The organism is Pseudomonas libanensis (assembly GCF_001439685.1).
GTDB classification, from domain to species: Bacteria; Pseudomonadota; Gammaproteobacteria; order Pseudomonadales; family Pseudomonadaceae; genus Aquipseudomonas; species Aquipseudomonas libanensis.
Window position 1 is genome coordinate 256527 of the sequence record NZ_JYLH01000006.1, and the last position, 24806, is coordinate 281332.

The window sequence follows — 24806 nt, forward strand, 5'->3', positions numbered from 1 at the left end:
TGGATATCACTCACTCAGCAGCAGGTGAATCATCATGAAGAAGCTCTATATGTGCCTGGGATTGTGCAGCGCGTTCATGCTTCACGGCTGTTTTGACAGCTCTGACAACACCACCAAGGACAATACCAGCGGGACTAAGTCGTCGGTGCAGATGCAGGAAGGCAAGGCTGACGAGAGCAAGTAGAGGCCCCTGGACTAAATGTGGGAGGGGGCTTGCTCCCGATATAGGTGTGTCAGTCTATGCAACTGTGACTGAACTACCGCCATCGGGAACAAGCCCCCTCCCACAGTTCATACATCACTCAGCGCATATGCAGGATGATCGGGCTGCTGCTGGCGGGGTCGGTGTGCCCGCGCAGTTTGCCGACGGCCTTGGTGTCGACTGTGCCGCCCTGATTGCCCCAGGTGCTGCGCACGTACGTCAGGACCTGGGCGATTTCCTCGTCTGACAACTGCTCGCGAAAGGCCGGCATACGGTAAGCGTCCGGCAGGCCGGCGGTCACCACGCGTTGCGAGCCGTTGAGGGTGATGTTGATCGCGGAGGCATCTTCCTTTGCCAGCGCTGAAGTGGCCCCAGCCAATGGCGGCATCCACTCCGGCTGGCCCTTGCCGTCCAGGCCGTGGCACGAGGCGCAGCGGGTGGCATAGGTGTGGGCGCCCAGGTTTTGCGCCGGGGTGATAGCGACGGCCTGGTACTGCCAGGGCGAGCCATCACGCTGCGGGTCGCCAGGCAGGGATTTGAGATAACGAGCGATGGCGGCGAGGTCTTCGTCCTGCATGAACTGCGTGGAGTTGTTGAACGCTTCGGTCATCGAACCGTAGACCACCGCATGGGCATTGCGCCCGGTCTTGAGGAACTGCACGATCTGCGCCTCGCTCCAGCGGCCCAGGCCGGTGTTGTGATCCTGGCGCAGGCTCGGCGCGTACCAGCCGTCGAGCAGGGCACCGGCGAGGAACGGTGCGCCGGACTCATCCAGGGCTTTCTCGTTGAAGGCCAGGCCACGGGGTGTATGGCAACTGCCGCAATGGCCGGGGCCCTGGACGATATAGGCGCCACGGTTCCACAGTGCGTCCTGGCCGGGGTTGGCCGCATAGGTGGCGGTGGGGGCGAACACGCCGTTCCACAGGGCGATGGGCCAGCGCATATTGAGCGGCCAGGGGATGTCACTGGGGATGTTCGCTTGGTTGGCCGGTTGTACGCCTTGCATGAAAAACGCGTACAGCGCCTTCACGTCGTCATCGTTGAGCTTTACATAGGACGGGTAGGGCATGGCCGGGTACAGCCGCCGCCCGCCTGGCGCCACGCCATGGCGTACGGCACGGTCGAAGTCGGCCAGGCTATAAGCGCCAATGCCATGCTCGCGGTCGGGGGTGATGTTGGTGGCGTGGATCGCCCCCAGCGGTGTGGCCATTTCCAGGCCGCCGGCAAAGGGCTGCTTGCCGGTCAGGCTGTGGCAGGCCACGCAGTCACTCACCCGCGCGACATATTCGCCGCGACTGACCAAGGCGGGCTCGAAACTTGTAGCCTGTTGCTGTTCAAAAGGCGAAGCGGGCTGGCGTGTGACGTACCAGGCCAGCAGGCCCGCGGCGACCACGCAGAGCAGCACCAGCCACCCTGCGGTTCTTGCGAATCGGCGGTTATTCATGGCGTTCCCTGTCGGTTAGCTAAAGGTGTAGCGGCTCAATGGCAGGCTGCGGATGCGCTGGCCGGTCAACTGCGCCACCGCGTTGGCCACCGCCGGCGCCACTGCAGGCAGCGGCGGTTCGCCGATACCGCCCATCTTTTCGCCACTCTCGACAATACGCACATGCACCCGCGCCATCCGCGCAGGCGGCAGCACTGGGTAAAGGTCGTAGTTGCGTGCCCGTGGCTTGCCGTCCACGTACACCGCTTCCTCGACCAGCGTTTGCGACAGTCCCAGGGCCACGGCGCCGTGGACCTGGGCTTCAATGATCGCCGGGTTGACGATGCTGCCGGGGTCGATGGCCTGCCAGATGTCATGCACCTTGACCTGGCCGTTTTCAATCGACACTTCGGCGATCACCGCCGCATGGGAGCCAAACGGTGACGCCATGGCCACGCCCCGTGCACGCCGGCTGCCGTCTTCGGCGGTGAACGGGCCACGCTTCCAGCCACCGGACAGCTCACCCACGGCTTGCAACAGGGTGGTCAGTCGCGGGTTATCACGTAGCAGGTGCAGGCGCAGGTCGAAGGGGTCTTGACCGCCTTTGTCCGCCAGCTCATCGAGAAACGCTTCGTAGAAGAAATCGTTGAGCGAGTTGCCTACAGAGCGCCAGTAGCCCAGCATCACCGGGCCCTTGACGTAGATCTGCGCGATGCGTTTGTTGGGGATTGCATAGGACTTGCCCGACAGCCCCTCCATGGCGGTGGGGTCGATTTTTTCGCCCTGTTTGCCGGCGAGGGCTTCGGTCGGTCCTTCGGTGGCGCTGACCGCCTCGATGGCCACCGGCAGGCCGTTGGCGTCCAGGCCGGCGCGGAACTTGACCACCGCCACCGGGCGCAGCACATCGCGCAGAAATTCTTCTTCACGGCTCCAGATCAGCTTGATCGGGCGCCCCACGGCCTTGGCCAACTCGATGGCCTGGGGGTAAGGATTGGCGGATTCATAGAGAAAATGCCGGCCAAAGAAACCGCCCAGCAATGGCGAGTGCAGAGTGATTTTCTCGGCGGCCAAGCCAGTGCGCTTGGCAATGTCGTCGCGGAACATATCCGGCGCCTGGTTGGGCAACCACACCTCCAGGGTGCCGTCCGGGTTGTAGCGTGCCAGGGCCGACGGTGGCTCCAGTTGGGCGTGGTTCAGGTATTGGTTGTGGTAGGTGGCTTCCACCCGGGTCGTAGCGCCGGCAAGGGCGCCGGCCACGTCGCCTTCATTTTCGTCATCGCGGGCCGGGCCTTGCTGGGCGGCGAGGAAGTCGCGGTGCTTGTCGCTGGAAAAATCCGCCGGCATCACCCGTACCGTCGAATCGGCAGGGGCTTGCTGCCAGTCAACCTGGATGGCCTCGACCGCGCGTTTGGCGTGCCACCAGCGCTCGGCCACCACCGCCACCGCGCCAGGCAGCACATGCACCGAGTGCACGCCTTGCATGGCTTGTACCTCGGCCTGGTTGCGCAGGCTGCCCACGCTCATGCCCAGGCGAGGCGCATGCTGCACGGCGGCGTGGAGCATGCCGTCGACCTTGAGGTCGATGCAGTACTGCGCCTTGCCGGTGGATTTGTCGTAGGCGTCGAGGCGCTTGACCGGCTTGCCGATCCAGCGAAACTGGCTCGGGTCGCGCAGGGTGATGCTGGCCGGGTCGGGCACCGGCATGTCCAGGGCGCGACTGGCCAACTCACCGTAGCCCAGGGAACGGCCCGACGCGGTATGCACCACGAGGCCGGGTTGCGTGGTCAATTGCGCCACCGGCACACCCAATTGTTCAGCCGCCGCTTGCAGCAGCATGGCCCGCGCGAGGGCGCCGAGGCGGCGCATGGTCGGGTAGCTCAAGCGCACCGACATACTGCCGCCGGTGATGCGCAGGCCGTTTTCCATCACTACATAGGCTTCGCCGGGCGGCGCACTTTCGACGATGAAAGTGGCCGGGTCGGCATCCAATTCTTCGCCGACGATTTGCGCCATGGCCGTGTGGGTGCCTTGCCCGCCTTCCATGAACGGGCTGAGCAAGCGCACGCTGCCGTCCGGGCGAATCTCCAGGAACGCCGGCACCTGGGTGCCACGTTCGGCGGCGGTGGCGGCTTGTACCCGAGCCGAGCCCAGGGGCAGGCCGAAACCGATTACCAGCGCGCCCACTGCGGTACTGGCCAGGAAGCGGCGGCGGGACAGGTTGATAGGCTCACCTGATGCCAGATCGAGCAGGCCTTGAGGAAGCTTGATGGGCGTATTCATCAAACGCTCTCCTGCTTGGCCAGGTCCTGCATGGCGCTCTGGATAGCGTTATAAGTGCCGCAGCGGCACAGGTTGATCATCGCCGCGTTAATCTGCTCAGCGGTGGGCGCCGGGGTGTGCTTGAGCAGCGCAGTGGCCGCCATCACCTGCCCGGACTGACAGTAACCGCATTGCGCCACTTGGCGTTCGACCCAGGTGGCGACCACGCGCTTGCCCACCTCATCTTCTTCGATGGCCTCGATGGTGGTGATTTCGCGGCCGACCACGCCGGCCACCGGGGTGACGCATGAGCGCACTACATTGCCGTCCACCAGCACCGAGCAGGCGCCACATTGAGCCAGGCCGCAGCCGTACTTGGTGCCGGTCAGCCCCAAATTGTCGCGGATCACCCACAACAAGGGGGTGTCGGCTTCGGCATCGACTTGATAGGCCTTTTGGTTAATACGTAATTCCATGGCTCACCTGCTGATCAACGGTTGGTGGTGCTTTGTTTTTTTATAAGGGGAGTGCGGCATGGCCTTCCCTTGGGGTCGCTCACGGGCGACTTGGTGTGGCGGCGCGGTCGGGCAGGATTTTCATCCCCACCCCGCGCGCATTATTGGACTCTAGACTACGGCGCAAGGCCTATCTATGGCAGGGGCTGATAAGTCGGAGGATCAGGCAAGTATTCGCGAGGATTGAGCTATAGCAAATGTGGGAGGGGGCCCCGATGGCGGTGGGTCAGCCACAGATGCACTTATTGGACGCCCTCATCGGGGCATAGGTATCTACACAACTTCTGGTATGGCGCTGTACCTGTGGGAGGGGGCTTGCCCCCGATGGCGGCCTCAGGGCCGACCAGGATGTTGGATCGGGCTGAGTACATATCCATTATTTAGGTAACGGCCACTTAGGGTTCCGCCCTGACGGCGGGTCACTTTGGAAAAGAGCCCCAAAGTAACCAAAGGGCTCTTGCCCCACCACTCGGCACCTCGCCTAGGCTCGGTGTGCCCGTAATCCGACAGGGATTTGGGGGGCCGCCGCCACGCGCCATCCATGGCGCGGGGCGGCTAAACCGGCATCCCTGCCGGTTTACCCCCCAAATCCCTGTCGAATTCCGGCCAGCGTGGTTTAACGGGGCGCCTAAGATCAAAAGCAGATCAAGATCAAGATCAAGAGCGGCTCGCTGCGCATCGTGGTTACGTATCGGGGGCAAGCCCCCTCCCACATTTTCGCTGATGTCAGCCAATACCACCTTGATCAAATGAACCGAAACCCTCCCGCCAGTTTCTCCTTCAAATACCCCACCAATGCCGTCACTGCCTTGGGCACATGGGGCGAGTACGGCCGGATCAAATAGATCTCATCGGCAAACGCGCCCTTTAGCGTCCACCCTTTCAACACCTGCACCAACTTGCCGCTGGCTAAAGCGGCCTGGGCGCTGAAGTCTGGGAGCAGGGCGATGCCCAGGTGGTTGAGCGCCGCGTCACGCAAGGCTTCGCTGTTGTTGGTGGAAAAGCTGCCGGCGATGGGCACGGTGACGCGTTGGCTGTTTTTGCCGCCGCGCTCGAAGGTCCAGGCCGGCTGGTCGCTGCCCCGTGGGTAGTAGAGGCAGTTATGCGCGCTGAGATCTGCCGGGGTTCGCGGTTCGCCGTGGTGTTGCAGGTAGTCTCGAGTGGCGACCAATACCGAGGTGGTGTCGCACAGCTTCCACGCCACATGGGTTTCCGGCACCTGGAAACCATGGCGCACCGCCAGGTCGTAACCCTCGGCAGCCAGTGAGCTCAAGGCGTCGGACACATCGAGCTGAATGCGCACCTGCGGATACTGCTGCAAAAAACCGGAAAGGTGCGGCACCAGTTGTTGCCGGGCGAACGCCACCGGGGCGGTCAGGCGTACCAGGCCGCGAATCTCGCCGACGGAATCGCGCACCGAGGAGAAGCTGCGGGCGATCTGCGCGTAGGCGCTGCGCACGTCGCGGGTCAAGGACAACCCGGCCTCGGTCAGCCGCACGCTGCGCGTGGTACGGGTCACCAAGCGCGTGCCGGTGGCTTTCTCCAGGTCGGAGATACGCTGGCTGACCGCGGATTTGCTCACCCCCAGGCGCGCAGCCGCAGCGGTGTAGGTGCCGTGTTCCTCCAGTACCGACAGCCAGTGAATGTGGGTCCACAAGCCTTCGATCTCAGCCTTTTCCATGGGTGTATTGTTCGCCTATAAGGACAATAAGTTCTGGATTCTGCTCTGGTTTGGAACAAATCGAAAGCCTATCGTGTGTTCCAACGCTACCCACCGGGGATCCACTGCCATGACCGCAACCATCGAGCACTACATCAACGACCAGCGTGTAAGCCGCGATGATCGCTACCAGAACGTCTACAACCCAGCCACGGGCGAAGTGACCGGGCGCGTGGCCCTGGCCAGCCGCCAGACCGTGGCCGAAGCCGTCGCTGCCGCCCAGGCTGCATTTGCCGGGTGGGCCGACACGCCGCCGATCCGCCGCGCCCGTGTGCTGTTCGAATACCTGCACCTGCTGCGCGAACGCAAGGACGACCTGGCGCGCATCATCGTCGCCGAGCATGGCAAGGTCTTCACCGATGCCCAGGGCGAAGTCGACCGTGGCATCGATATCCTCGAATTCGCCTGCGGCATTCCCAACCTGCTCAAGGGCGAGCATTCTGACCAAGTGTCCCGTGGCATGGACAACTGGACGATGCGCCAACCCCTGGGCGTCGTCGCTGGCGTCACGCCGTTCAACTTCCCGGTGATGGTGCCGATGTGGATGTACCCCATCGCTATCGCGGCGGGCAACACCTTTATCCTCAAGCCCAGCCCCACTGACCCGAGTGCCGCGCTGTTCATGGCCGAGCTGCTGCGTGAAGCCGGCTTGCCCAAAGGTGTGTTCAACGTGGTACAGGGCGACAAGGAATCGGTGGACGCACTGATCGAACACCCCGACGTCAAGGCCGTGAGCTTCGTCGGGTCCACGCCCATCGCCCAGTACATCTATGAGAGCGGTGCCCGTCACGGCAAGCGCGTGCAGGGCCTGGGCGGGGCGAAAAACCATATGGTGGTGATGCCCGATGCCGATATCGAGCGTACCGTCGACGCGCTGATGGGCGCCGCCTACGGCAGTGCCGGCGAGCGCTGCATGGCGATCTCGGTGGCGGTGCTGGTGGGGGATGTGGGCGATAAAGTCATTGCCGCCTTGACCGAGCGCGCCAAGACGCTGCGCATCACCGATGGTCGCGATTTGAAAGCCGAGATGGGCCCGATCGTGTCGCGGGCCGCGCTGGAGCGCATCAGCGGCTATATCGAGCAAGGCGTACAGGCCGGCGCGCACTTGTTGCTCGATGGCCGTGACTACGTGCCCACCGAGGCTGGCCTGGAAAACGGCTTCTGGCTCGGCGCCACCTTGTTCGACCACGTGACCCGGGACATGAGCATCTACCGCGAAGAAATTTTCGGCCCGGTACTGGCCTGTGTACGCGTGAATGATTTTGCCGAGGCGGTAAAGCTGGTCAACGACCACGAGTTCGGCAACGGCGTCAGCTGCTTCACCCGCGACGGCAACATCGCCCGCGAATTCGCCCGGCGCATTGAAGTGGGCATGGTCGGCATCAACGTACCTATCCCGGTGCCGATGGCCTGGCATGGTTTTGGTGGCTGGAAGAAGAGCCTGTTCGGCGACATGCATGCCTACGGCACCGAGGGTGTGCGCTTCTACACCAAGCAGAAGTCGATCATGCAGCGCTGGTCGGAGAGTATCGAGCAGGGCGCGGAATTTGCGATGCCTGTTTCAAAATAAGGTCTCACAGGTACTGTAGATCCAAGTGTGGGAGGGGGCTTGCCCCCGATTGCAGAGTGTCTGGCACTGTAAAGGTGGCTGATACACCGCAATCGGGGGCAAGCCCCCTCCCACATTTTTATGTGTTTGCCCTGAATTGACGCGAAGAACATTAAAGTCCAGTATGGAATTATAAGTACAAATTTATCGCTGCACGTTTTTCTTCACTCTTGCCAAACCAACAACAACTTGCGAGAACCCAAATCATGAAGAAACGCCACCTCATTCCCGCCCTGGCCCTGAGCCTGTTTGCCGCAAGCCACTTGCTCGCCGCCGAGAAACCGCTGCGCATCGGCATCGAGGCCGCTTACCCGCCGTTCGCCTCAAAGACTGGTGACGGCAAGATCGTCGGTTTCGACTACGACATCGGCAATGCCCTGTGCGCGCAAATGAAGGTCAAGTGTGTGTGGGTCGAAGGTGAGTTCGACGGCCTGATTCCTTCCCTCAAGGTCAAGAAGATCGACATGGCGCTGTCGTCCATGACCATCAACGAAGACCGCAAGAAATCGGTGGATTTCACCCACAAGTATTACTTCACCTCCTCACGCCTGGTGATGAAGGACGGTGCGGTGGTAGATGACCAATACGCCAGCCTCAAGGGCAAGAACGTCGGTGTGCAGCGCGCCACTACCACCGACCGCTATGCCACCGAGGTGTTCGAGCCCAAGGGCATCAACGTCAAGCGCTACAGCAATAACGAAGAAATCTACATGGACCTGGCAGCAGGGCGCCTGGATGCGATCTTTGCCGACACCATCCCCCTGAGCGACTTCCTGGCGATGCCACGCGGCCAGGGCTATGCCTTTGTCGGCCCGGAACTCAAGGATCCGAAATACGTGGGCGAGGGCGCGGGGATTGCGGTGCGCAAGGGCAATACCGCATTGGTCAGCGAGTTGAATGCCGCTATTGACGGCATTCGTGCCAGTGGCGAGTACCAGAAGATTTCCCAGCAATACTTCAAGGCCGATATCTACGGCGACTGAAGATCACTGCCGCAGAGGCGTGGTGGCGGGCGTTAACCCTTCAATTCCTTCAAATGCTTGTAGACCGTCGCCCGCCCCATGCCCAATACATTGGCCACATAGTTGGAGGCGCTCTTGCCCTTGAATGCGCCTTCGGCATGCAGCGCCAGCACCAGTTCACGTTTGTGGTCGCGGGTCAGCAGGTTGAGGCTCAACTGGCGTTCGCGCAGCCAGGCATGCAGGAACGTGTTGATGCGTTCCTGCCAATCATCGCGAAACAGCGCATCCGGCTGGGCGATCAGCTTGCTTGGCGACAGGAACAAATCCAGCGCCGCCTTGGCGGTTTCAAACATCGAGATATTCAGGTTGATACACAGCACGGCCAGCCGGCGGCCTTTGTGGTCGTGCAGCACGGTGCTCAAGCTACGAATTTTCTGACCGTCCCAGTTGAGCTTTTCGTAGGGGCCGATATTCACTTCGCTGACGTCACCGTCCAGCATGTCCTCCAGCGACGAATCATCACCCAAGCTGCGTTTAGACAGATTGTTGGCGATGTAGTCGACGGTTTGCGTGCGCAAGTCATGCAACACCACTTCCGCATGGGGAAAGAACAGGGTGGCGATCGCATCGGCGATCCCACGAAAGTTCTGCATGACGGTGTCTTGTTCGGCGATGGTCATCAATGGGGCTCCAGGCGGACGGGGGAGAGCATACCAGCGTCCAGGCCGAACCGCGTCAGTGCCTCGGGCAGCGGCGCGCCACGCACCAGTGCGGCGCTGGCCTGGCCCATGGCGGGCGACGTCTGGATGCCATAGCCGCCCTGTGCCGCGACCCAGAACAGCCCTGGCACGACGGGGTCGAAGCCGGCCAGCAAGTCGCCGTCGTGCACGAAACTGCGCAGGCCGGCCCAGGTGCGCGTGGGGCGGCGGATGGTCAGGGTGGTGGCTTCCTCAATCTGGTAGATGCCCATGGCGATATCCAGCTCTTCGGGCTGCACGTCCTGGGGCTCCACTGGGTCGGCGTTGGCCGGCGAGCCAAGGAACATGCCGGCATCCGGCTTCATATAGAAGGCTTCGTCGAGGGCTACCAGCATTGGCCAGCCGTGGCTGTCCATGCCGTCGGGGCCGGCAAAGATAAAGGCCGAGCGGCGCTTGGGTTGCAGGCCGATGGACGCCGCGCCGGCCAGCCCGCCGATATGGTCGGCCCAGGCGCCAGCGGCGTTGATGATGACTGGGGCGCTAAAGGTTGCGTCCTGGGTACGCACTTGCCACTGACCTTCGGCGTCACGACTCAGGCCCAACACATGGCTGTCGGTGCGCACCTCGCCGTGGTTACGGCGGATACCGCGCAGATAGCCCTGGTGCAGGGCGTCGGTGTCGATATCACAGGCGGTCGGGTCATAGATGGCACCGTGGACTTTTTCACGACGCAGGATCGGCAGCCGTGCACAGGCTTGGTCGGCACTCAGGCGTTCCACCTGTTCCACGGTAGCCTTGGCATTCAGGTATTGGCTGTCCAGCTCCGCCGGATCGCCGTTAAAGTCGACGGTCATTTCGCCCCGGGGTGTGAGCAGTGGATGCTCGCAGAAGCCCGCTGGCGGTTGATCGAAAAACGCCCGGCTGGCCAGCGTCAGCGCACGTACTTGCGGGGTGCCGTAGGCGGCCGTGTAAAGCGCCGCCGAACGGCCGGTGGAGTGATAGGCCGGATGGTTTTCACGCTCCAGCACCAGCACCTTGCCATGCTGCGACAACCAGAAACCGGTGGACGCGCCGGCAATGCCGCCGCCGATGATGATGAAGTCTGCCTGGTGCATAACAATCTCCGGGTTAGCGCTGCAGTTGGTACAGGGCATTGGCCAATGCAATATCTTCCAGGCCCAGGCCGATGGAGCGGAAAAATACAGGCCGATCGTAGTTTGGACGCTGCGCCATGTCGCTGAGCAATTCGGGCAAGTCGCCGAGCACTGCGCGCTTGTCCCAGCCGTGCTGTTCGCTGGCAATCAGCATATCGCCGGCCGCGCCCGGAGTGGTCTGCCGATAGTCGCAGTACACCTGCATCTGGTTGAGGCATGCCGGGGGCACTTCATGGGCACGGGGTGCATTGGTGCTGATGGAGGTGATCAGGGCAGGCTTGCGCAAGCGCATCGGGTCGATCACCGGGCCTGCCGATGAGGTGCAGAGCATGATCACATCCGCGTCCTCTACCGCGGCATCGCAAGTTTCAGCGAGGGTCAGGCGCGGGTCCAGGCCGGTCAACTGTGCGCGGGTGTCGGCGCTGGCACTGCCAAGGCTGGGGGAATACAGGCGAATGTGCTGCCAGTCGCGCAGGTTGTGCACGTAACGCAGGTGCGCCTGGGCGACCTTGCCGCTGCCGATGATCGCCAGGCGCTGCGCCCTCGCCGGGGCCAGGGCGTCCACCGCCAGTGCGGTGGTCGCAGCGGTGCGCGCGGTGGTCAGCTCAGAAGCGTCGCACAACAGCAACGGCTGGCCACTGTGCATCGACATCAACAGCGTCCAGGCCGTCACGTGGGGCCCTTGCTCACCCACGATATAGGGTGAGGTCTTGACCCCATACACCCCGTCTTCGGCCAGCACACCCAGGTAGTTGATAAAGTCACCGGCGCCGTGGGGGAACTCTACCAACTGCTGCGGCGGTTGCACGGCCTGCCCGGCGGCCAGGTCGCGGAACAGCTTGCGCAGGATCAGGGGCACGTCGACCTGGGCGAGCAATGCCCGCGCCTGAAATTGATCGATGATGAAGGGGGCATTGGACATGGATGTCTCCAGGTAAACTAATTTGTCTATTATGGACATTTAGTTCTTGTGCGCAATAACCCCAGGAAAAAATGCAGATCAATGTGGGATGGAGCAAGCCCCCTCCCACAGTTTTAACCGCGTTTTTATGCAGTGGCTTTTGTGCAGGTCAGGCATTCGATGGAGCGATCCACCGTGGTCTTGGCTATCTCCAGCAAATGCCACACCGCCAGGATCTTCGCCCGCTCGGGGCTTTGCAGCAGCTCGCCGCAATCCAGTGCGGTGGCGGAGGCGCTGTCGAGCAGGCTGGCGGTGTAGAGCAGGGCATCTTCGAAGCTCAGGTCTTCGTTGACGCAGTGGAAGCCATGGGTGGGCAGGTAGTGGACGATGGCGCGGTTGAAGGCGGCGCGGTCTTTTGCGGGATCGCGGGGTGGATCGGGTAGGACTTTGTTCATGGTGTAGTTCCTGTCTGAATATCAAGGAGCTGACACCTTTCGCGACTAAACGAAGGTGGCGGCTGTACGCAGGTTAGTCGACCGGTCAGAACAGGAACCCGGCGCGCCCGAGGGCGCCCTGCGCACAGCCACCATAAAGCTTCATGGGAGCATGTGCCTGTTCAAAATCCGGGCGACTAAACCCGATCACTGAATTGGCAGTGACGGACCGCAGACTAGCCACCGATTCCAGCAGGCACAAGGCGGCAGGGATTGTCTAGGAAACGTCCTGCAATTTAAAGGGACCCGCCCTGCTGGCCCTTTAAAAACCATGACCAAATGCCACCAACCCCTCATTTGGAATGCAGACAAGTGTGGGAGGGGCTCCGGTGTTGGTAAGTATGGGTTTACCGCCGACCCGCCCGCGTGCTCACATCCACCCACACCGCCAGCACCAGAATGCTGCCCTTCACAATCATCTGCCAGTAACTGTCCACATCCAGCATCGACATGCCGTTATCCAGGCTGGTAATCACCAAGGCCCCGAGCAACGCGCCGTATACCGTGCCCGAGCCGCCGCGCATCGAGGTGCCGCCAATAAAGCAGGCGGCGATGGCGTCGAGTTCGCCCATGTTGCCCGCCGACGGTGACCCGGCGGCGAGGCGCGCGGTGTTGACCAGGCCGGCGAGGGCGCACATTACGCCCATGATGCCGAAGATCCACAGTTTCACCGCCTGCACATTGATGCCCGACAGCCGTGTGGCTTCCATATTGCTGCCCACCGCGTACACCCGCCGGCCAAAAACGGTCTGGCTGGTGACGTAGCTGAACACGCCGAGCAGCACCAGCAACAGCAGCACCGGCACCGGAATGCCGTCGTAGCTGTTGAGGGTGGTGACAAACCCGGCGAGCACCGCGCCGATCAGCATCACGCGCAGCCCGTCACGCACCAGCGAGTGCGCGGCCAGGCCATGCAGTGCGCGGTTGCGCCGTTGTTTCCAGGTCAGAAAAAGCGTCAGCGCGAACAGCACTACACCCAGCCCTGCGCCCACCGTGTGAGGCAAGTAGCCCTGGCCCACATACACCAGCGACGGCGACACCGGCGCGATGGTGGTGCCGCCGGTAATCCCCAGCAGAATTCCGCGAAACGCCAGCATGCCGCCCAGGCCGACAATGAACGAGGGGATGCGCAGGTAAGCGGTCATGTAGCCGTTGGCCAGGCCGATCATCAAGCCGCACAGCGCCACCAGGCTGAGGTTGGCCAGCAGCGGCACGTGATAGACCACGTCGAGAATCGCCGCCAGCCCGCCCAGCAGCCCGAGCAATGAGCCCACCGACAAATCGATCTCGCCACTGATGATCACCAGCACCATGCCGCACGCCAATATCCCGGTGATCGACATCTGCCGCAGCAGGTTGGACAGGTTGCGCGGGGTGAGGAAGCCGCCCTCGGTCTGCCAACTGAAAAACAGCCAGATGAACGCCACGGCGATCACCAGCGCGAGCATTTTGTAGCGGGTGAAAAGGTGTTTGACCTGATTCATCTACAGGGCCTTCCGATGGTTATTAGGTTGGCTGAGCGCCGCGGCGAGCACCTGTTCCTGGGTCAGGCCGGCATTGACGAAATCGCCCCGCAGCTGGCCGTCGCCCATCACCAGCACGCGGTTGGACACCCCCAGCACTTCGGCCAGCTCCGAGGAGACCATGATGATCGACACGCCTTCGGCCGCCAGCGCGCCCATCAGCTTGTAGATCTCGTACTTGGCGCCCACATCCACACCCCGCGTGGGTTCATCGAGGATCAGCACCTTGGGCTTGGCCATCAGCATTTTCGCCAGCACGGCCTTCTGCTGGTTGCCCCCGGAGAGGCTGGTGATCGGCAGGAACGGGCTGGCGGTCTTGAGGTGCATGCGTGCGATCTGCTGGTCGATGCTGCCCAGTTCGGCCTCGGCGTCGATGCGGGTCAGGTGCGCATAGCTGTCGAGCACCGCCAGGGTGATGTTATGGCCCACACCCAGGTCGGGAATGATGCCCTGGCGCTTGCGGTCCTCGGGCACCATGCACAGCCCGGCGCGGATCGACTTGAGCGGCGTGCGCGTGTCGATCAGTTGCCCGTCCAGCCACACCTCGGCGCTGTAGCGGCCGGGGTAGGCGCCGAACAGCGCTGACACCAGTTCGGTGCGCCCGGCACCTACCAGCCCTGCAATGCCGAGGATTTCGCCGCGCTTGAGCACGAAGGACACATCATCGACGCGCTTGCGCCTGGGGTTGTCGACGTCATGACAGGTGACGTGGCGCGCCTCGAAGATCACCTCGCCCACAGCATGGGGTTGGGTCGGGTAGAGGTTGCTCATCTCGCGGCCGACCATCTGCGTGATGATTTGCGCGATGTCCATGTCCGCCATGGCGGTGGTCGCGATGTGCTTGCCGTCGCGAATCACCGCGATGGTGTCGCACACCGCCGCCACTTCATCGAGCTTGTGGGAGATGTACACGCAGGCCACGCCCTTGGCCTTGAGGCCTCGGATAATATCCAGCAGCACCTCGATTTCCGAACGGGTCAACGCCGAAGACGGCTCATCAAGAATCAACAGGCGCGCCTGCTTGTTGAGGGCCTTGGCGATTTCCACCAGTTGCTGGTAGCCGCCGCCGTACTGCGACACCGGCAGCGCCACATTCATGTCCGGCACCTTCAGCTCGCGCATCAAGGCTTCGGCACGGTGCAGCATCGCCGGGTAATTCATGCGCCCGCCGGGCAGGGTCAGCTCGTGGCCCATGAAGATGTTCTCGGCCACCGACAGGTCCGGCACCAGGGTCAGTTCCTGGTGGATGATAACGATGCCGGCCGCCTCGGTTTCGCTGATGGATTGGGCCTTGAGCGGCTGCCCATCCCAAAGGATTTCGCCCTCCCAGGTGCCGTAGGGGTAGACCGCCGACAGCACTTTCATCAAGGTGGATTTACCGGCACCGTTCTCGCCGCACAGGCCGACGCATTCCCCGGGCCTGACTTTGATATCGATGCCATTCAGCGCGTTGACACCGCCAAAGCTTTTGACGATGCCGTTCATTTGCAGCAGGTAGTCGGCCATGGCGGTCACTGCCCGGCGATCTGCTCTTTGGTATAGAACCCGTCCTTTTCCAACAGGTCGATGTTGGCCTTGGTCAACGGCGTCGGGGTGAGCAGGATGGTGTCGACCTTCTTGCTGCCATTGTCATACTGCGAGCTGTAGGTGGGTTTTTCGTTGCGCGCCAGTTGCACCGAAAGCTTGGCGGCTTCGGTGGCGATCAGCTTGAGCGGCTTGTAGACGGTCATGGTCTGGGTGCCGTCGATCACGCGCTTGACTGCCGCGAGGTCGGCGTCCTGGCCGGAGATGGGCACCTTGCCCGCCAGCTTCTGCGCAGCCAGGGCCTGGATCGCGCCGCCGGCGGTGGCGTCGTTGGAAGCGACGATGGCGTCGATCTTGTTGTCATTACGGGTCAGGGCGTTTTCGACGATGCTCAAGGCTTCGGTGGGGTTCCACTCCTTGACCCACTGCTGGCCGACAACCTTGATATCGCCCTTGTCGATGGCCGGCTGCAGCACCTTCATCTGGCCTTCGCGCAGCACCTTGGCATTGTTGTCCGTCGGTGCGCCGCCGAGCAGGAAGTAATTGCCCTTGGGCGCCGCCTGCAGCACACCGTTGGCCTGCATCTCGCCGACTTTTTCGTTATCGAAGGAAATGTACGCGTCGATATCCGCGTTGAGGATCAGGCGGTCATAAGACACCACCTTGATCCCGGCCTTCTTGGCTTCGGCGACGGCATTGGTCAGCACGGTGGCGTTGAAGGGCACGATGACGATCACATCGACGCCCCGGGAGATCAGGTTTTCAATCTGGGAAATCTGCTTCTGCTCGTTGGCATCGGCGGACTGCACGAACACCTTGGCGTCGAGTTTTTCCGCCGCCGCGACAAAGTAATCGCGGTCGCGGGACCAGCGCTCCAGGCGCAGGTCATCGATGGAAAAACCGATCTTCGGATGGGCAGGATCGGCCATCACTGGCAGGGCAAGCAGGGCCAGGGCGCTGGCGAGCAGGGTGCGTTTGAATGATTTCATGGTGGTGCGTCCTTTTATTGTTGTTGGAAAGACACAGGGTGATGCGGGTAGAACTGTAGAGCGTCCCATGACGCTCTGTGCATAGATTTGTCGTGCAAATGTCACCGATAGATAAACCGATTCACAACCCCCTCCAGCATCTCCTGCCGACCACTCACCGCCTGCGGGTTCAGCTCCTGGGCAAACGCATGCTCAGCCAAGGACTGCAGGCTGAACTCACCCGCAAGCACCGCCTGGCCCAACGGCTGCTGCCAACCGGCATAACGCTGGTCCTTGAACTGCTGCAAGCGGTCGTCCTGCACCATCGCTGCCGCACGCTCCAGGGCCAGGGCCAGCACATCCATGGCCGCTACATGGCCGTGGAACAGGTCCACCTCGTCCAGGCTCTGGCGCCGGACCTTGGAATCGAAGTTATAGCCGCCGTTCTTGAAGCCCCCGGCCTTGAGGATTTCATAGGTGGCCAGGGTCATTTCCTCGACGCTGTTGGGGAACTGGTCGGTGTCCCAGCCGTTCTGCGGGTCACCGCGGTTGGCGTCGATGCTGCCGAAGATCCCCAGTGACACGGCGGTGGCGATCTCATGATGAAAACTGTGCCCGGCCAATGTCGCGTGGTTGGCCTCGATGTTCACTTTGATCTCGTGTTCCAGGCCGTACTCATGCAGGAAACCGAACACGGTGGCGCTGTCGTAATCGTACTGGTGCTTGGTCGGCTCCTGGGGCTTGGGCTCGATCAACAGGTCGCCGGTAAAGCCGATCTTGTGCTTGTGCTCCACCACCATGCGCATGAAACGTCCGAGCTGTTCACGCTCGCGCTTGAGGTCGGTGTTGAGCAGGGTTTCGTACCCCTCACGGCCGCCCCACAGCACATAGTTGGCACCCTTGAGCCGCAGCGTGGCGTTCATCGCACTGAACACCTGGGCGGCAGCGAAGGCGAACACTTCCGGGTCCGGATTACTCGCGGCCCCAGCGGCAAAACGCGGGTTGCTGAAGCAGTTGGCGGTGCCCCATAGCAGCTTGATGCCGGTCTGTTCCTGGTGACGCTCCAGATGATCGACCATTTGTGCAAAGTGGTTGCGGTACTCCTTGAGCGAGCTGCCCTCCGGCGCCACGTCGGTGTCGTGGAAACTGTAGTAGTCGATACCCAGCTTGGAAAAAAACTCAAAGGCCGCCTCCGCCTTGCCGATTGCCAGCTCCATCGGATCGCCAGTGCGCTGCCATGGGCGTTTGAACGTGCCCATGCCAAACATATCCGCCCCTGGCCACACAAAGGTGTGCCAGTAACAGGCGGCCATGCGCAGGTGCTCACGCATGGGTTTGCCGAGGATCAGTTTGTTGGCGTCGTAATGGCGAAAGGCGAGGGGGGATTCGCTGGCAGGGCCTTCGAAGCGAACCTTGTCGACACCGGGGAAGTACAGCATGGCGGTTTCCTTATTGTTCTGGGCGGTGTCTGGATACTAGCAACGGCACCTGGGGTGCTGATTATGAAAATCACCAAGGTGTAGTGCGATTTTGAGTGGGGTGTTCAGAAAGGCTCAGGGAGTACGTGATTTAGGGAAACGTCTGACTTTACGGTGGGGATATGCCTCTTCAAAGTTTGGGGTGCCAGTCATTGTCTTGATGTGAATAGGCGAGCGCGGCGAACTAAGCTGAGAATAAGGGATATAGAGATGAATAAGTCGCAAGCCTTGCTGTATACCAACGACGTATCGCTTGAATTTTTGAGTGAGTTAAATAAGTCATCGTTCACCGAGCAAAAACGTTCGGAATTCACCAAGCAAGTTTTGGACGTGATTGATGAACAAAATGCCTACCGCAAAGCTCATCCGCCTATTGCGATTTATCGAGTGGCGGCCGAAGGCAGCCAGACGCGTAACGGTGGGGTGATTAAAAAAACCACATCGCAAATGGCATTCAAATTGGCTGATGGTTCGCAAGTGCGTGCTGCGCACAAAGGGGATTGCGTTGTATACGCCGACGGCACGACGGCGCAGATCGTGACGTGTGCGGGTGAAGCTAATAGCCATATTGCGCTTGTGGGAAGCACGCTCAGCAACGGTGACGAAATTATCAATACGCCACAAGGTTCAGTACTGCTGATTGCTCGTGAAGGCGTGCAGAAGGCAGATGATTTTTTATGAGGGATCACTAAGTGCGTTGTGTATGAGTTAGTTGTTTTTTTCGCGCTGTGCAATTGGGTAGATAAAACTTTAAAAGAGGGGGCGTGAATGAGTGAAGGGTATTTTGTCGGTTTGGGTGATAATACAACCTGTGGCGGAAAAATTATCGAGGGCGATCCTAGAGTTAATATATATGGAGTATTCCATGCTCGCGAAGGCGACTTGGTTACTTGCGGAAAACATGAAGGTACGTACCAGATTTTGGGTGGCATTTCTCATATCGAAAGTCATGGAAAACGTGTGGCCGGCACGCTGGACAGCTTCAGCAGCTGCCCCTGTCGAGCTCGGCTTATTCCTTCGGTTTACTCCGCCACCTATGAAAATGAGAGTTCAGAGCCGCCAATTAATCAGCGAGTTGATCAACCGAGCACATCATCTGCAAATGGCAGCCCTGTGGCGCCGCGTCGGTCTGGTTTCGCCCCGTCGGGTCGTACAGTTCCAACGGCATACAACGGCATGAATGGCCATGAGCCAGGCTTCTATATCGTGCCTAAGAGTATGACTCGCGAAGCGCTGGAGGCCACACTTTTTCCGACTCTCGACCCGGCTGTAATGCGCAAGTTTCAAGCACTGAACCCAAATACGAGCCACGTCAAAGCCGGCTCGATGATCGTGCTCAGCGACCCGAACAACGGCTCCTGTACTTATCAGGAAGCGCAGCTTATGCAGGCTGCTCAACACGTCGATGCATCTCTGGATTCCCTGACGCCCGACGAGGCCGACTTTCTGTATCGCCATGGAGCTGAAATCGCTGGGTTCATCGGCCATACCTCAACCTGGTTAGGCGTCAGTGCGGTGGTGATGGAAAAGCACCTGAACAACCTGCGCGAGACGCTGCAGGCCATGGAGCGCCTGCATCAGGACAGCTATCGGCAGCACGGCCACCTTAGATCGCCGCAGTTCTTTGCTGATCGTCAGCGGCTGATGAACCAGCTGGACGCCCATTTGCTCAACTCCACGCGCCTGCGCGGGCAGACAACTTTGGGCGATCACCCGAAGTTGAAAACGGCCCTGGGTATTTCCAGCCGCAGCCTGGTGCATCACTGGGACAAGGCGGGCGGGCCGGGGCAGATTCCGGGGTATGCCGCTCATGTGGAGGCGGTTAGTCGTGCCACGAAGTATATGAAGGCAGGGGGGTACATCGGTATAGGCCTTGGTGGGGGGGCTTCGTTGTTGGCTATTCAGCAGGTCTGCAATGGGGATTCTGGAGCAGCATGTAAAAAGGTGAAGTTTACTGAAGCAGGAAAATTTGCAGGGTCCACGTCTGGTGGTTATGTAGGTGGGGAGATAGGTAAGTACGCCAGTGGGCCTATTTGTTTGGCGCTGGGTGTTTCTACAGGCGTAGGAGGTGTTGCCTGCTTAGCGACCATAATCGGAGCTGGCGCGTGGATCGGTACTAATGTGGGTGAAAGAGGTGGCGAATATATGGGTGAAAAAATTCATGAAATTAACCAATTATGACCAGTATTGACGCGTGGTCGCCCTGGGTTGCGCTAATCATAGTAGGTGCTCCAATCCTGCTAGCGATGGTGAGCTTTGTATATAGTTTGTATCTGCGCAGTCGTCATCTAGATGCCATAAAAGAGGCGTTGAAGAACAGTCATTATATCTACCTATGGGGGCCGAGCTTGGGGCGTCGGGGTTTGATTTGGTCCCTCTTGGAGATCGTAAAAATCACTGGGATGATAACAATGCCAAAAACACACATCCGTCTGGGTGATTTGGCCCCCATGGATGCTGAAAATTTTCCTCCTCGCCTCAGACGGCTTTTGAAAATTAAAGCAGTGATAATGATTGGAGGCGGAATCTGGTGGGCTGTTGTATTTGCGCTACTGCAATTCAGGTAGCGTACTTGAACTCGCCAATTATCGAAAAGATACTTTTGGCATATCTAGTAGACGCTTGCCGCATTACTGGAACAGGGAAGTTTGGTCGCGGCTCATACCCGGTATTCGGCTCGTGGAGGCGGCGAGTCGGGCTGCCTTTACAGGCCAGTGGTGCTGTCTGCCTGGCGCTAGGTATCTCTACAGGTATAGGAGGTGTTATTTGTGCTGCGGCACTGGTAGGAGCTGGTGCATGGGTGGGCACGACTGCAGGTGGAATGGGAGGGGAACTAGGTGGAGAAATCCTGTACGAGAAAACTGCACCATGACTGAGGAGGAATTCTGGAAGTCCTGGTTCGCTTTTTTGATTCTTTGCGGTGGTCCTTTTTTGCTTGGAATTATAAGCATTGGATACACGTTGTATCTGAGCCGCTGTCACTTGGACGCCATGAAGGACGCGTTGAAGAATAGCCGTTACATTTACTTATGGGGACCGAGTTTGGGGCGGCGGGGTGTGATTTGGTCCCTGTTGGAGATAGCTAAAATCGCAGGAATGGTGACGTGGTCGAAGGTGTATATCCGAATTGGGGATGTAAACGCTGCTGATCTTGAAAGCTTTCCACCTTACCTAAAGCGACTGCTGGTTATTGATACGGCTATGAAAGTAATTGGTTTTACTTGGCTTGTCACCGTAGCTGTACTACTGAAGTTTAAGTAGTTGAGGGGGTGACATCCCTACTTGAAAAGCCCTCGGCGTTTCCAATTCGTAGCCTGACGCATCACTAGGTTTTAGTGGGTACGCCGATGCAAACCTCAGGAGTGAAAAAATTTACAAGACCAGGCAACCATGACCAGTATCGACACTTGGCCTCCCTGGATCGCAATCATCGTTACAGGGGGCCCAATTTTGCTTGCTGCTGCTGGCATTACTTTTAGTCTTTACCTTAGTCGTCGACACTTGGACTCTATGAAAGATGCGCTGAAAAATAGTCGTTTTATTTATATCTGGGGAACAAGCCTGGGAAAGAGGGGGGTAATCTGGTCGCTTTGGGAAATATCAAAAATTGCCGGAATGGTGACGTTACCGAAGGCGTCTATCCGCATCGAAGAACTCGACCCTGTCGATCTTGAAAATTTCCCCCCTCATCTAAAACGACTGTTGACCATCAATATGATGATGTTGATCGGTTCTGTGTTTTGGGCAGCAGTTGCAGCCATGTTCGTGGAATTTAGGTAAGTGCCGATCGCCAGCTCCGTCGGATCGCCACTGCGTTGTCAGGGACGTTGGAACGTGCCCATGCCAAACATATCCGCCCCTGGCCACACAAAGGTGTGCCAGTAACAGACGGCCATGCGCAGGTGCTCACGCATGGGTTTGCCGAGGATCAGTTTGTTGGCGTCGTAATGGCGAAAGGCGAGGGGGGATTCGCTGGCAGGGCCTTCGAAGCGAACCTTGTCGACACCGGGGAAGTACGGCATGGCGGTTTCCTTATTGTTCTGGGCGGTGTCTGGATACTAGCAATGGCGCCTGGGGTGTTGATTATGAAAATCACCAAGGTGTAGTGCGATTTTGAGTGGGGTGTTCAGAAAGGCTCAGGGAGTACGTGATTTAGGGAAACGTCTGACTTTACGGTGGGGAAATGCCTCTTCAAAGTTTGGGGTGCCAGTCATTGTCTTGATGTGAATAGGCGAGCGCGGCGAACTAAGCTGAGAATAAGGGATATAGAGATGAATAAGTCGCAAGCCTTGCTGTATACCAACGACGTATCGCTTGAATTTTTGAGTGAGTTAAATAAGTCATCGTTCACCGAGCAAAAACGTTCGGAATTCACCAAGCAAGTTTTGGACGTGATTGATGAACAAAATGCCTACCGCAAAGCTCATCCGCCTATTGCGATTTATCGAGTGGCGGCCGAAGGCAGCCAGACGCGTAACGGCGGGGTGATTAAAAAAACCACATCGCAAATGGCATTCAAATTGGCTGATGGTTCGCAAGTGCGTGCTGCGCACAAAGGGGATTGCGTTGTATACGCCGACGGCACGACGGCGCAGATCGTGACGTGTGCGGGTGAAGCTAATAGCCATATTGCGCTTGTGGGAAGCACGCTCAGCAACGGTGACGAAATTATCAATACGCCACAAGGTTCAGTACTGCTGATTGCTCGTGAAGGCGTGCAGAAGGCAGATGATTTTTTATGAGGGATCACTAAGTGCGTTGTGTATGAGTTAGTTGTTTTTTTCGCGCTGTGCAATTGGGTAGATAAAACTTTAAAAGAGGGGGCGTGAATGAGTGAAGGGTATTTTGTCGGTTTGGGTGATAATACAACCTGTGGCGGAAAAATTATCGAGGGCGATCCTAGAGTTAATATATATGGAGTACTCCATGCTCGCGAAGGCGACTTGGTTACTTGCGGAAAACATGAAGGTACGTACCAGATTTTGGGTGGCATTTCTCATATCGAAAGTCATGGAAAACGTGTGGCCGGCACGCTGGACAGCTTCAGCAGCTGCCCCTGTCGAGCTCGGCTTATTCCTTCGGTTTACTCCGCCACCTATGAAAATGAGAGTTCAGAGCCGCCAATTAATCAGCGAGTTGATCAACCGAGCACATCATCTGCAAATGGCAGCCCTGTGGCGCCGCGTCGGTCTGGTTTCGCCCCGTCGGGTCGTACAGTTCCAACGGCATACAACGGCATGAATGGCCATGAGCCAGGCTTCTATATCGTGCCTAAGAGTATGACTCGCGAAGCGCTGGAGGCAACACTTTTTCCGACTCTCGACCCGGCTGTAATGCGCAAGTTTCAAGCACTGAACCCAAATACGAGCCACGTCAAAGCCGGCTCGATGATCGTGCTCAGCGACCCGAACAACGGCTCCTGTACTTATCAGGAAGCGCAGCTTATGCAGGCTGCTCAACACGTCGATGCATCTCTGGATTCCCTGACGCCCGACGAGGCCGACTTTCTGTATCGCCATGGAGCTGAAATCGCTGGGTTCATCGGCCATACCTCAACCTGGTTAGGCGTCAGTGCGGTGGTGATGGAAAAGCACCTGAACAACCTGCGCGAGACGCTGCAGGCCATGGAGCGCCTGCATCAGGACAGCTATCGGCAGCACGGCCACCTTAGATCGCCGCAGTTCTTTGCTGATCGTCAGCGGCTGATGAACCAGCTGGACGCCCATTTGCTCAACTCCACGCGCCTGCGCGGGCAGACAACTTTGGGCGATCACCCGAAGTTGAAAACGGCCCTGGGTATATCCAGTCGAAGTCTGGTGCATCACTGGGATAAGGCTGGCGGGGCGGGGCAGATTCCGGGGTATGCCGCTCATGTGGAGGCGGTTAGTCGTGCCACGAAGTATATGAAGGCAGGGGGTTACATCGGTATTGGTCTTGGGGGCGTGTCTTCGCTGTTGGCTATACAGCAGGTGTGTAATGCGGATTCTGGAGCTGCATGTGAGAGGGTTAAGTTCACTGAAGGGGGGAAGTTCGCAGGCGCTACATTTTTTGGTGTAGGAGCAGGAGCGTTAGCCGGTGCGACAGGCGGCTCAGTCTGCTTGGCACTGGGTGTTACGACGGGAATAGGGGGAGTGGTCTGCGTCGCGGCTTTAGTAGGAGCTGGCGCATGGGCAGGTACCACCTATGGTGGTCAAGGTGGTGAATACGTGGGTGAAAAGATCTACGAGGCCATACAACCATGACTAACATGGATACTTGGCCACCTTGGGTTGCGATTATCTTTGCCGGAGGCCCTATTCTGCTTGCAGCTGCTGGCCTTGCTTTTAGCCTTTACCTTACTCATTGTCATCTGGAAGCCATGAAGGAGGCTCTAAAAAATAGTCGTTATATGTACATATGGGGGACAAGTTTGGGGAGGCGCGGTTTGATTTGGTCTCTCTTGGAAATGTCGAAAATCGCCGGAATGGTGGTTTGGCCAAGGGCCTCTATCATTATGGGAGAGGTTGATCCAGTCGACATCGAGAAGTTTCCTCCCTACCTGAAGCGACTTTTAGTTATCGATTTGGCAATGATGATAGTTGCCTGTATTTGGATGGGTGTCGTGGTTGTACTGCTTAGATTTAGGTGACCTCAAAGCGGGCCTCATATGAGGCCCGCTGTCCTGATCAGGCAAACCTCCGCGTACTCGTTACTGGCAATTCAGCAGGTGTGTACAAGAGTCTCTGGGGAGGATTGCAGGAGGATCAAGTTTACGGAAGCGGGGAAGTTCGCTGGGGCCACGTTCTTCGGTGGTTTGGGTGGATGGGCGGCGCTGTTATCTGTGTCGCAGCCATTGTAGAAGCTGGCGCATGGGCAGGTACCACCTACGGTGGCCAAGGTGGTGAATACGTGGGTGAAAAGATCTACGAGGCTATACAACCATGACTAACATCGATACTTGGCCACCTTGGGTTGCAATTATCTTTGCCGGGGGGCCTTTTCTGCTCGAACTCGTGAGTATTGCGTACAGCTTGTTCCTGAGTCATCGACATTTGGATGCGATAAAAGAGGCATTGAAGAACAGTCGCTATATTTATCTTTGGGGGCCGAGCCTGGGGAGGCGCGGCTATATTTGGTCGTTGCTGGAGATGGCAAAAATTACCGGGATGATAGCGATGCCAAGGACATATATCCGCATTGGTGACTTGAGCCCTATCGATTATGAAAACTTTCCCCCGTACCTAAAACGCCTGTTGAACCTACATTTAGCAATGGTAGTTGGCACTGGCGTTTGGCTAGGAACTGTATTTATAGTTTTAAAATTTAGGTAGATAGAACGGGCCTCCCTGAGGCCCGATATGCCCAGACAGCCCCCAGAATGCGACATCGATTTGAAT

22 protein-coding genes and 1 pseudogene are annotated in these 24806 nt (G+C 58.9%); 10 read left to right on the forward strand and 13 right to left on the reverse strand.

Annotation, left to right across the window (positions count from 1 at the left end):
• The first annotated feature begins 34 nt into the window (after positions 1–34).
• A complete protein-coding gene (locus TU73_RS29150; protein WP_164484430.1) occupies positions 35–184 on the forward strand; it encodes a hypothetical protein in 150 nt (49 codons plus the stop codon).
• A 118-nt stretch (positions 185–302) separates the two neighbouring features.
• Here TU73_RS29150 and TU73_RS12140 read toward each other — a convergent pair whose 3' ends face one another.
• From TU73_RS12140 to TU73_RS12155, 4 genes are all read right to left on the reverse strand, one after another.
• Positions 303–1646 carry a c-type cytochrome gene (locus TU73_RS12140; protein WP_057012392.1) on the reverse strand — a complete coding sequence of 448 codons (1344 nt, stop codon included), beginning with the start codon at positions 1644–1646 and terminating at the stop codon, positions 303–305.
• Positions 1647–1661: 15 nt separating this feature from the next.
• A complete protein-coding gene (locus tag TU73_RS12145) occupies positions 1662–3905 on the reverse strand; it encodes a xanthine dehydrogenase family protein molybdopterin-binding subunit (RefSeq protein ID WP_057012393.1) in 2244 nt (747 codons plus the stop codon).
• Positions 3905–4360 (reverse strand): (2Fe-2S)-binding protein, encoded by a 456-nt coding sequence (locus tag TU73_RS12150; protein ID WP_043051632.1) that lies wholly within the window; start codon positions 4358–4360, stop codon positions 3905–3907. The genes TU73_RS12145 and TU73_RS12150 overlap by 1 nt, the downstream gene beginning before the upstream one ends.
• A 784-nt stretch (positions 4361–5144) precedes the next feature.
• A complete protein-coding gene (locus tag TU73_RS12155) occupies positions 5145–6080 on the reverse strand; it encodes a LysR family transcriptional regulator (protein ID WP_057012394.1) in 936 nt (311 codons plus the stop codon).
• 109 nt (positions 6081–6189) lie between these two features.
• Between TU73_RS12155 and TU73_RS12160 the strand changes: the two genes are divergently transcribed.
• Positions 6190–7689 (forward strand): CoA-acylating methylmalonate-semialdehyde dehydrogenase, encoded by a 1500-nt coding sequence (locus tag TU73_RS12160; protein ID WP_057012395.1) that lies wholly within the window; start codon positions 6190–6192, stop codon positions 7687–7689.
• A 245-nt stretch (positions 7690–7934) separates the two neighbouring features.
• Entirely contained in the window at positions 7935–8711 is a 777-nt protein-coding gene (locus TU73_RS12165) for an ABC transporter substrate-binding protein (protein ID WP_057012396.1), read from the forward strand.
• Between the two features lie 32 nt (positions 8712–8743).
• On the opposite strand, the gene TU73_RS12170 is transcribed toward TU73_RS12165, so the two are convergent.
• The 8 genes from TU73_RS12170 to xylA form a co-directional block, all read right to left on the reverse strand.
• Complete coding sequence (locus TU73_RS12170; RefSeq protein WP_046072120.1) at positions 8744–9370, reverse strand: helix-turn-helix transcriptional regulator; 627 nt, start codon at positions 9368–9370, stop codon at positions 8744–8746.
• Positions 9370–10503, reverse strand: coding sequence for an NAD(P)/FAD-dependent oxidoreductase (locus TU73_RS12175; protein WP_057012397.1), 1134 nt, complete (start codon positions 10501–10503; stop codon positions 9370–9372). Before TU73_RS12175 ends, TU73_RS12170 begins: the two co-directional genes overlap by 1 nt.
• A gap of 13 nt (positions 10504–10516) precedes the next feature.
• Positions 10517–11464 (reverse strand): ornithine cyclodeaminase family protein, encoded by a 948-nt coding sequence (locus tag TU73_RS12180; protein WP_057012398.1) that lies wholly within the window; start codon positions 11462–11464, stop codon positions 10517–10519.
• Positions 11465–11589: 125 nt separating this feature from the next.
• Positions 11590–11898 carry a DUF6124 family protein gene (locus tag TU73_RS12185; protein ID WP_057012399.1) on the reverse strand — a complete coding sequence of 103 codons (309 nt, stop codon included), beginning with the start codon at positions 11896–11898 and terminating at the stop codon, positions 11590–11592.
• A gap of 386 nt (positions 11899–12284) precedes the next feature.
• Entirely contained in the window at positions 12285–13421 is a 1137-nt protein-coding gene (locus tag TU73_RS12190; protein WP_057012400.1) for a sugar ABC transporter permease, read from the reverse strand.
• The gene (xylG, locus tag TU73_RS12195) at positions 13422–14966 is read right to left on the reverse strand and encodes a D-xylose ABC transporter ATP-binding protein (protein WP_173668888.1); all 1545 of its coding nucleotides are present in this window, start codon (positions 14964–14966) and stop codon (positions 13422–13424) included.
• Between the two features lie 5 nt (positions 14967–14971).
• Positions 14972–15973, reverse strand: a complete 1002-nt coding sequence (gene xylF / locus TU73_RS12200; RefSeq protein ID WP_057012402.1) for a D-xylose ABC transporter substrate-binding protein — start codon at positions 15971–15973, stop codon at positions 14972–14974.
• Between the two features lie 101 nt (positions 15974–16074).
• On the reverse strand, positions 16075–17391 hold the full coding sequence (xylA, locus tag TU73_RS12205; protein WP_057012403.1) for a xylose isomerase: 1317 nt from the start codon (positions 17389–17391) through the stop codon (positions 16075–16077).
• A 249-nt stretch (positions 17392–17640) separates the two neighbouring features.
• Between xylA and TU73_RS12210 the strand changes: the two genes are divergently transcribed.
• The 3 genes from TU73_RS12210 to TU73_RS12230 all read left to right on the forward strand — a co-directional run bounded on the left by TU73_RS12210 (position 17641) and on the right by TU73_RS12230 (position 21210).
• Positions 17641–18111: a hypothetical protein gene (locus TU73_RS12210; protein ID WP_057012404.1), complete on the forward strand. Its 471-nt coding sequence runs from the start codon at positions 17641–17643 to the stop codon at positions 18109–18111.
• An 87-nt stretch (positions 18112–18198) separates the two neighbouring features.
• Positions 18199–19611, forward strand: a complete 1413-nt coding sequence (locus tag TU73_RS12215; RefSeq protein ID WP_057012405.1) for a PAAR domain-containing protein — start codon at positions 18199–18201, stop codon at positions 19609–19611.
• A 1209-nt stretch (positions 19612–20820) separates the two neighbouring features.
• Complete coding sequence (locus TU73_RS12230) at positions 20821–21210, forward strand: hypothetical protein (protein WP_057012408.1); 390 nt, start codon at positions 20821–20823, stop codon at positions 21208–21210.
• A 41-nt stretch (positions 21211–21251) separates the two neighbouring features.
• Here TU73_RS12230 and TU73_RS12235 read toward each other — a convergent pair.
• Positions 21252–21452: pseudogene (locus TU73_RS12235) on the reverse strand (xylose isomerase); the annotation flags it as partial.
• A gap of 249 nt (positions 21453–21701) precedes the next feature.
• On the opposite strand from TU73_RS12235, the gene TU73_RS12240 reads away from it, so the two are divergent.
• The 4 genes from TU73_RS12240 to TU73_RS12260 all read left to right on the forward strand — a co-directional run bounded on the left by TU73_RS12240 (position 21702) and on the right by TU73_RS12260 (position 24740).
• Entirely contained in the window at positions 21702–22172 is a 471-nt protein-coding gene (locus tag TU73_RS12240; RefSeq protein WP_057012404.1) for a hypothetical protein, read from the forward strand.
• Between the two features lie 87 nt (positions 22173–22259).
• On the forward strand, positions 22260–23672 hold the full coding sequence (locus TU73_RS12245; RefSeq protein ID WP_057012410.1) for a PAAR domain-containing protein: 1413 nt from the start codon (positions 22260–22262) through the stop codon (positions 23670–23672).
• A complete protein-coding gene (locus TU73_RS12250) occupies positions 23669–24058 on the forward strand; it encodes a hypothetical protein (RefSeq protein WP_056846019.1) in 390 nt (129 codons plus the stop codon). Before TU73_RS12245 ends, TU73_RS12250 begins: the two co-directional genes overlap by 4 nt.
• Positions 24059–24350: 292 nt before the next feature.
• On the forward strand, positions 24351–24740 hold the full coding sequence (locus tag TU73_RS12260; RefSeq protein ID WP_057012412.1) for a hypothetical protein: 390 nt from the start codon (positions 24351–24353) through the stop codon (positions 24738–24740).
• The last annotated feature ends 66 nt before the right edge of the window (positions 24741–24806 follow it).

Excerpts from the sequence above, each read along its gene's own strand:
- TU73_RS29150 (WP_164484430.1), top strand. The coding sequence starts at position 35 with ATGAAGAAGCTCTATATGTGCCTGGGATTGTGCAGCGCGTTCATGCTT.
- TU73_RS12140 (WP_057012392.1), bottom strand. The coding sequence starts at position 1,646 with ATGAATAACCGCCGATTCGCAAGAACCGCAGGGTGGCTGGTGCTGCTC.
- TU73_RS12145 (WP_057012393.1), bottom strand. The coding sequence starts at position 3,905 with ATGAATACGCCCATCAAGCTTCCTCAAGGCCTGCTCGATCTGGCATCA.
- TU73_RS12150 (WP_043051632.1), bottom strand. The coding sequence starts at position 4,360 with ATGGAATTACGTATTAACCAAAAGGCCTATCAAGTCGATGCCGAAGCC.
- TU73_RS12155 (WP_057012394.1), bottom strand. The coding sequence starts at position 6,080 with ATGGAAAAGGCTGAGATCGAAGGCTTGTGGACCCACATTCACTGGCTG.
- TU73_RS12160 (WP_057012395.1), top strand. The coding sequence starts at position 6,190 with ATGACCGCAACCATCGAGCACTACATCAACGACCAGCGTGTAAGCCGC.
- TU73_RS12165 (WP_057012396.1), top strand. The coding sequence starts at position 7,935 with ATGAAGAAACGCCACCTCATTCCCGCCCTGGCCCTGAGCCTGTTTGCC.
- TU73_RS12170 (WP_046072120.1), bottom strand. The coding sequence starts at position 9,370 with ATGACCATCGCCGAACAAGACACCGTCATGCAGAACTTTCGTGGGATC.
- TU73_RS12175 (WP_057012397.1), bottom strand. The coding sequence starts at position 10,503 with ATGCACCAGGCAGACTTCATCATCATCGGCGGCGGCATTGCCGGCGCG.
- TU73_RS12180 (WP_057012398.1), bottom strand. The coding sequence starts at position 11,464 with ATGTCCAATGCCCCCTTCATCATCGATCAATTTCAGGCGCGGGCATTG.
- TU73_RS12185 (WP_057012399.1), bottom strand. The coding sequence starts at position 11,898 with ATGAACAAAGTCCTACCCGATCCACCCCGCGATCCCGCAAAAGACCGC.
- TU73_RS12190 (WP_057012400.1), bottom strand. The coding sequence starts at position 13,421 with ATGAATCAGGTCAAACACCTTTTCACCCGCTACAAAATGCTCGCGCTG.
- xylG (WP_173668888.1), bottom strand. The coding sequence starts at position 14,966 with ATGGCCGACTACCTGCTGCAAATGAACGGCATCGTCAAAAGCTTTGGC.
- xylF (WP_057012402.1), bottom strand. The coding sequence starts at position 15,973 with ATGAAATCATTCAAACGCACCCTGCTCGCCAGCGCCCTGGCCCTGCTT.
- xylA (WP_057012403.1), bottom strand. The coding sequence starts at position 17,391 with ATGCTGTACTTCCCCGGTGTCGACAAGGTTCGCTTCGAAGGCCCTGCC.
- TU73_RS12210 (WP_057012404.1), top strand. The coding sequence starts at position 17,641 with ATGAATAAGTCGCAAGCCTTGCTGTATACCAACGACGTATCGCTTGAA.
- TU73_RS12215 (WP_057012405.1), top strand. The coding sequence starts at position 18,199 with ATGAGTGAAGGGTATTTTGTCGGTTTGGGTGATAATACAACCTGTGGC.
- TU73_RS12230 (WP_057012408.1), top strand. The coding sequence starts at position 20,821 with ATGACCAGTATCGACACTTGGCCTCCCTGGATCGCAATCATCGTTACA.
- TU73_RS12240 (WP_057012404.1), top strand. The coding sequence starts at position 21,702 with ATGAATAAGTCGCAAGCCTTGCTGTATACCAACGACGTATCGCTTGAA.
- TU73_RS12245 (WP_057012410.1), top strand. The coding sequence starts at position 22,260 with ATGAGTGAAGGGTATTTTGTCGGTTTGGGTGATAATACAACCTGTGGC.
- TU73_RS12250 (WP_056846019.1), top strand. The coding sequence starts at position 23,669 with ATGACTAACATGGATACTTGGCCACCTTGGGTTGCGATTATCTTTGCC.
- TU73_RS12260 (WP_057012412.1), top strand. The coding sequence starts at position 24,351 with ATGACTAACATCGATACTTGGCCACCTTGGGTTGCAATTATCTTTGCC.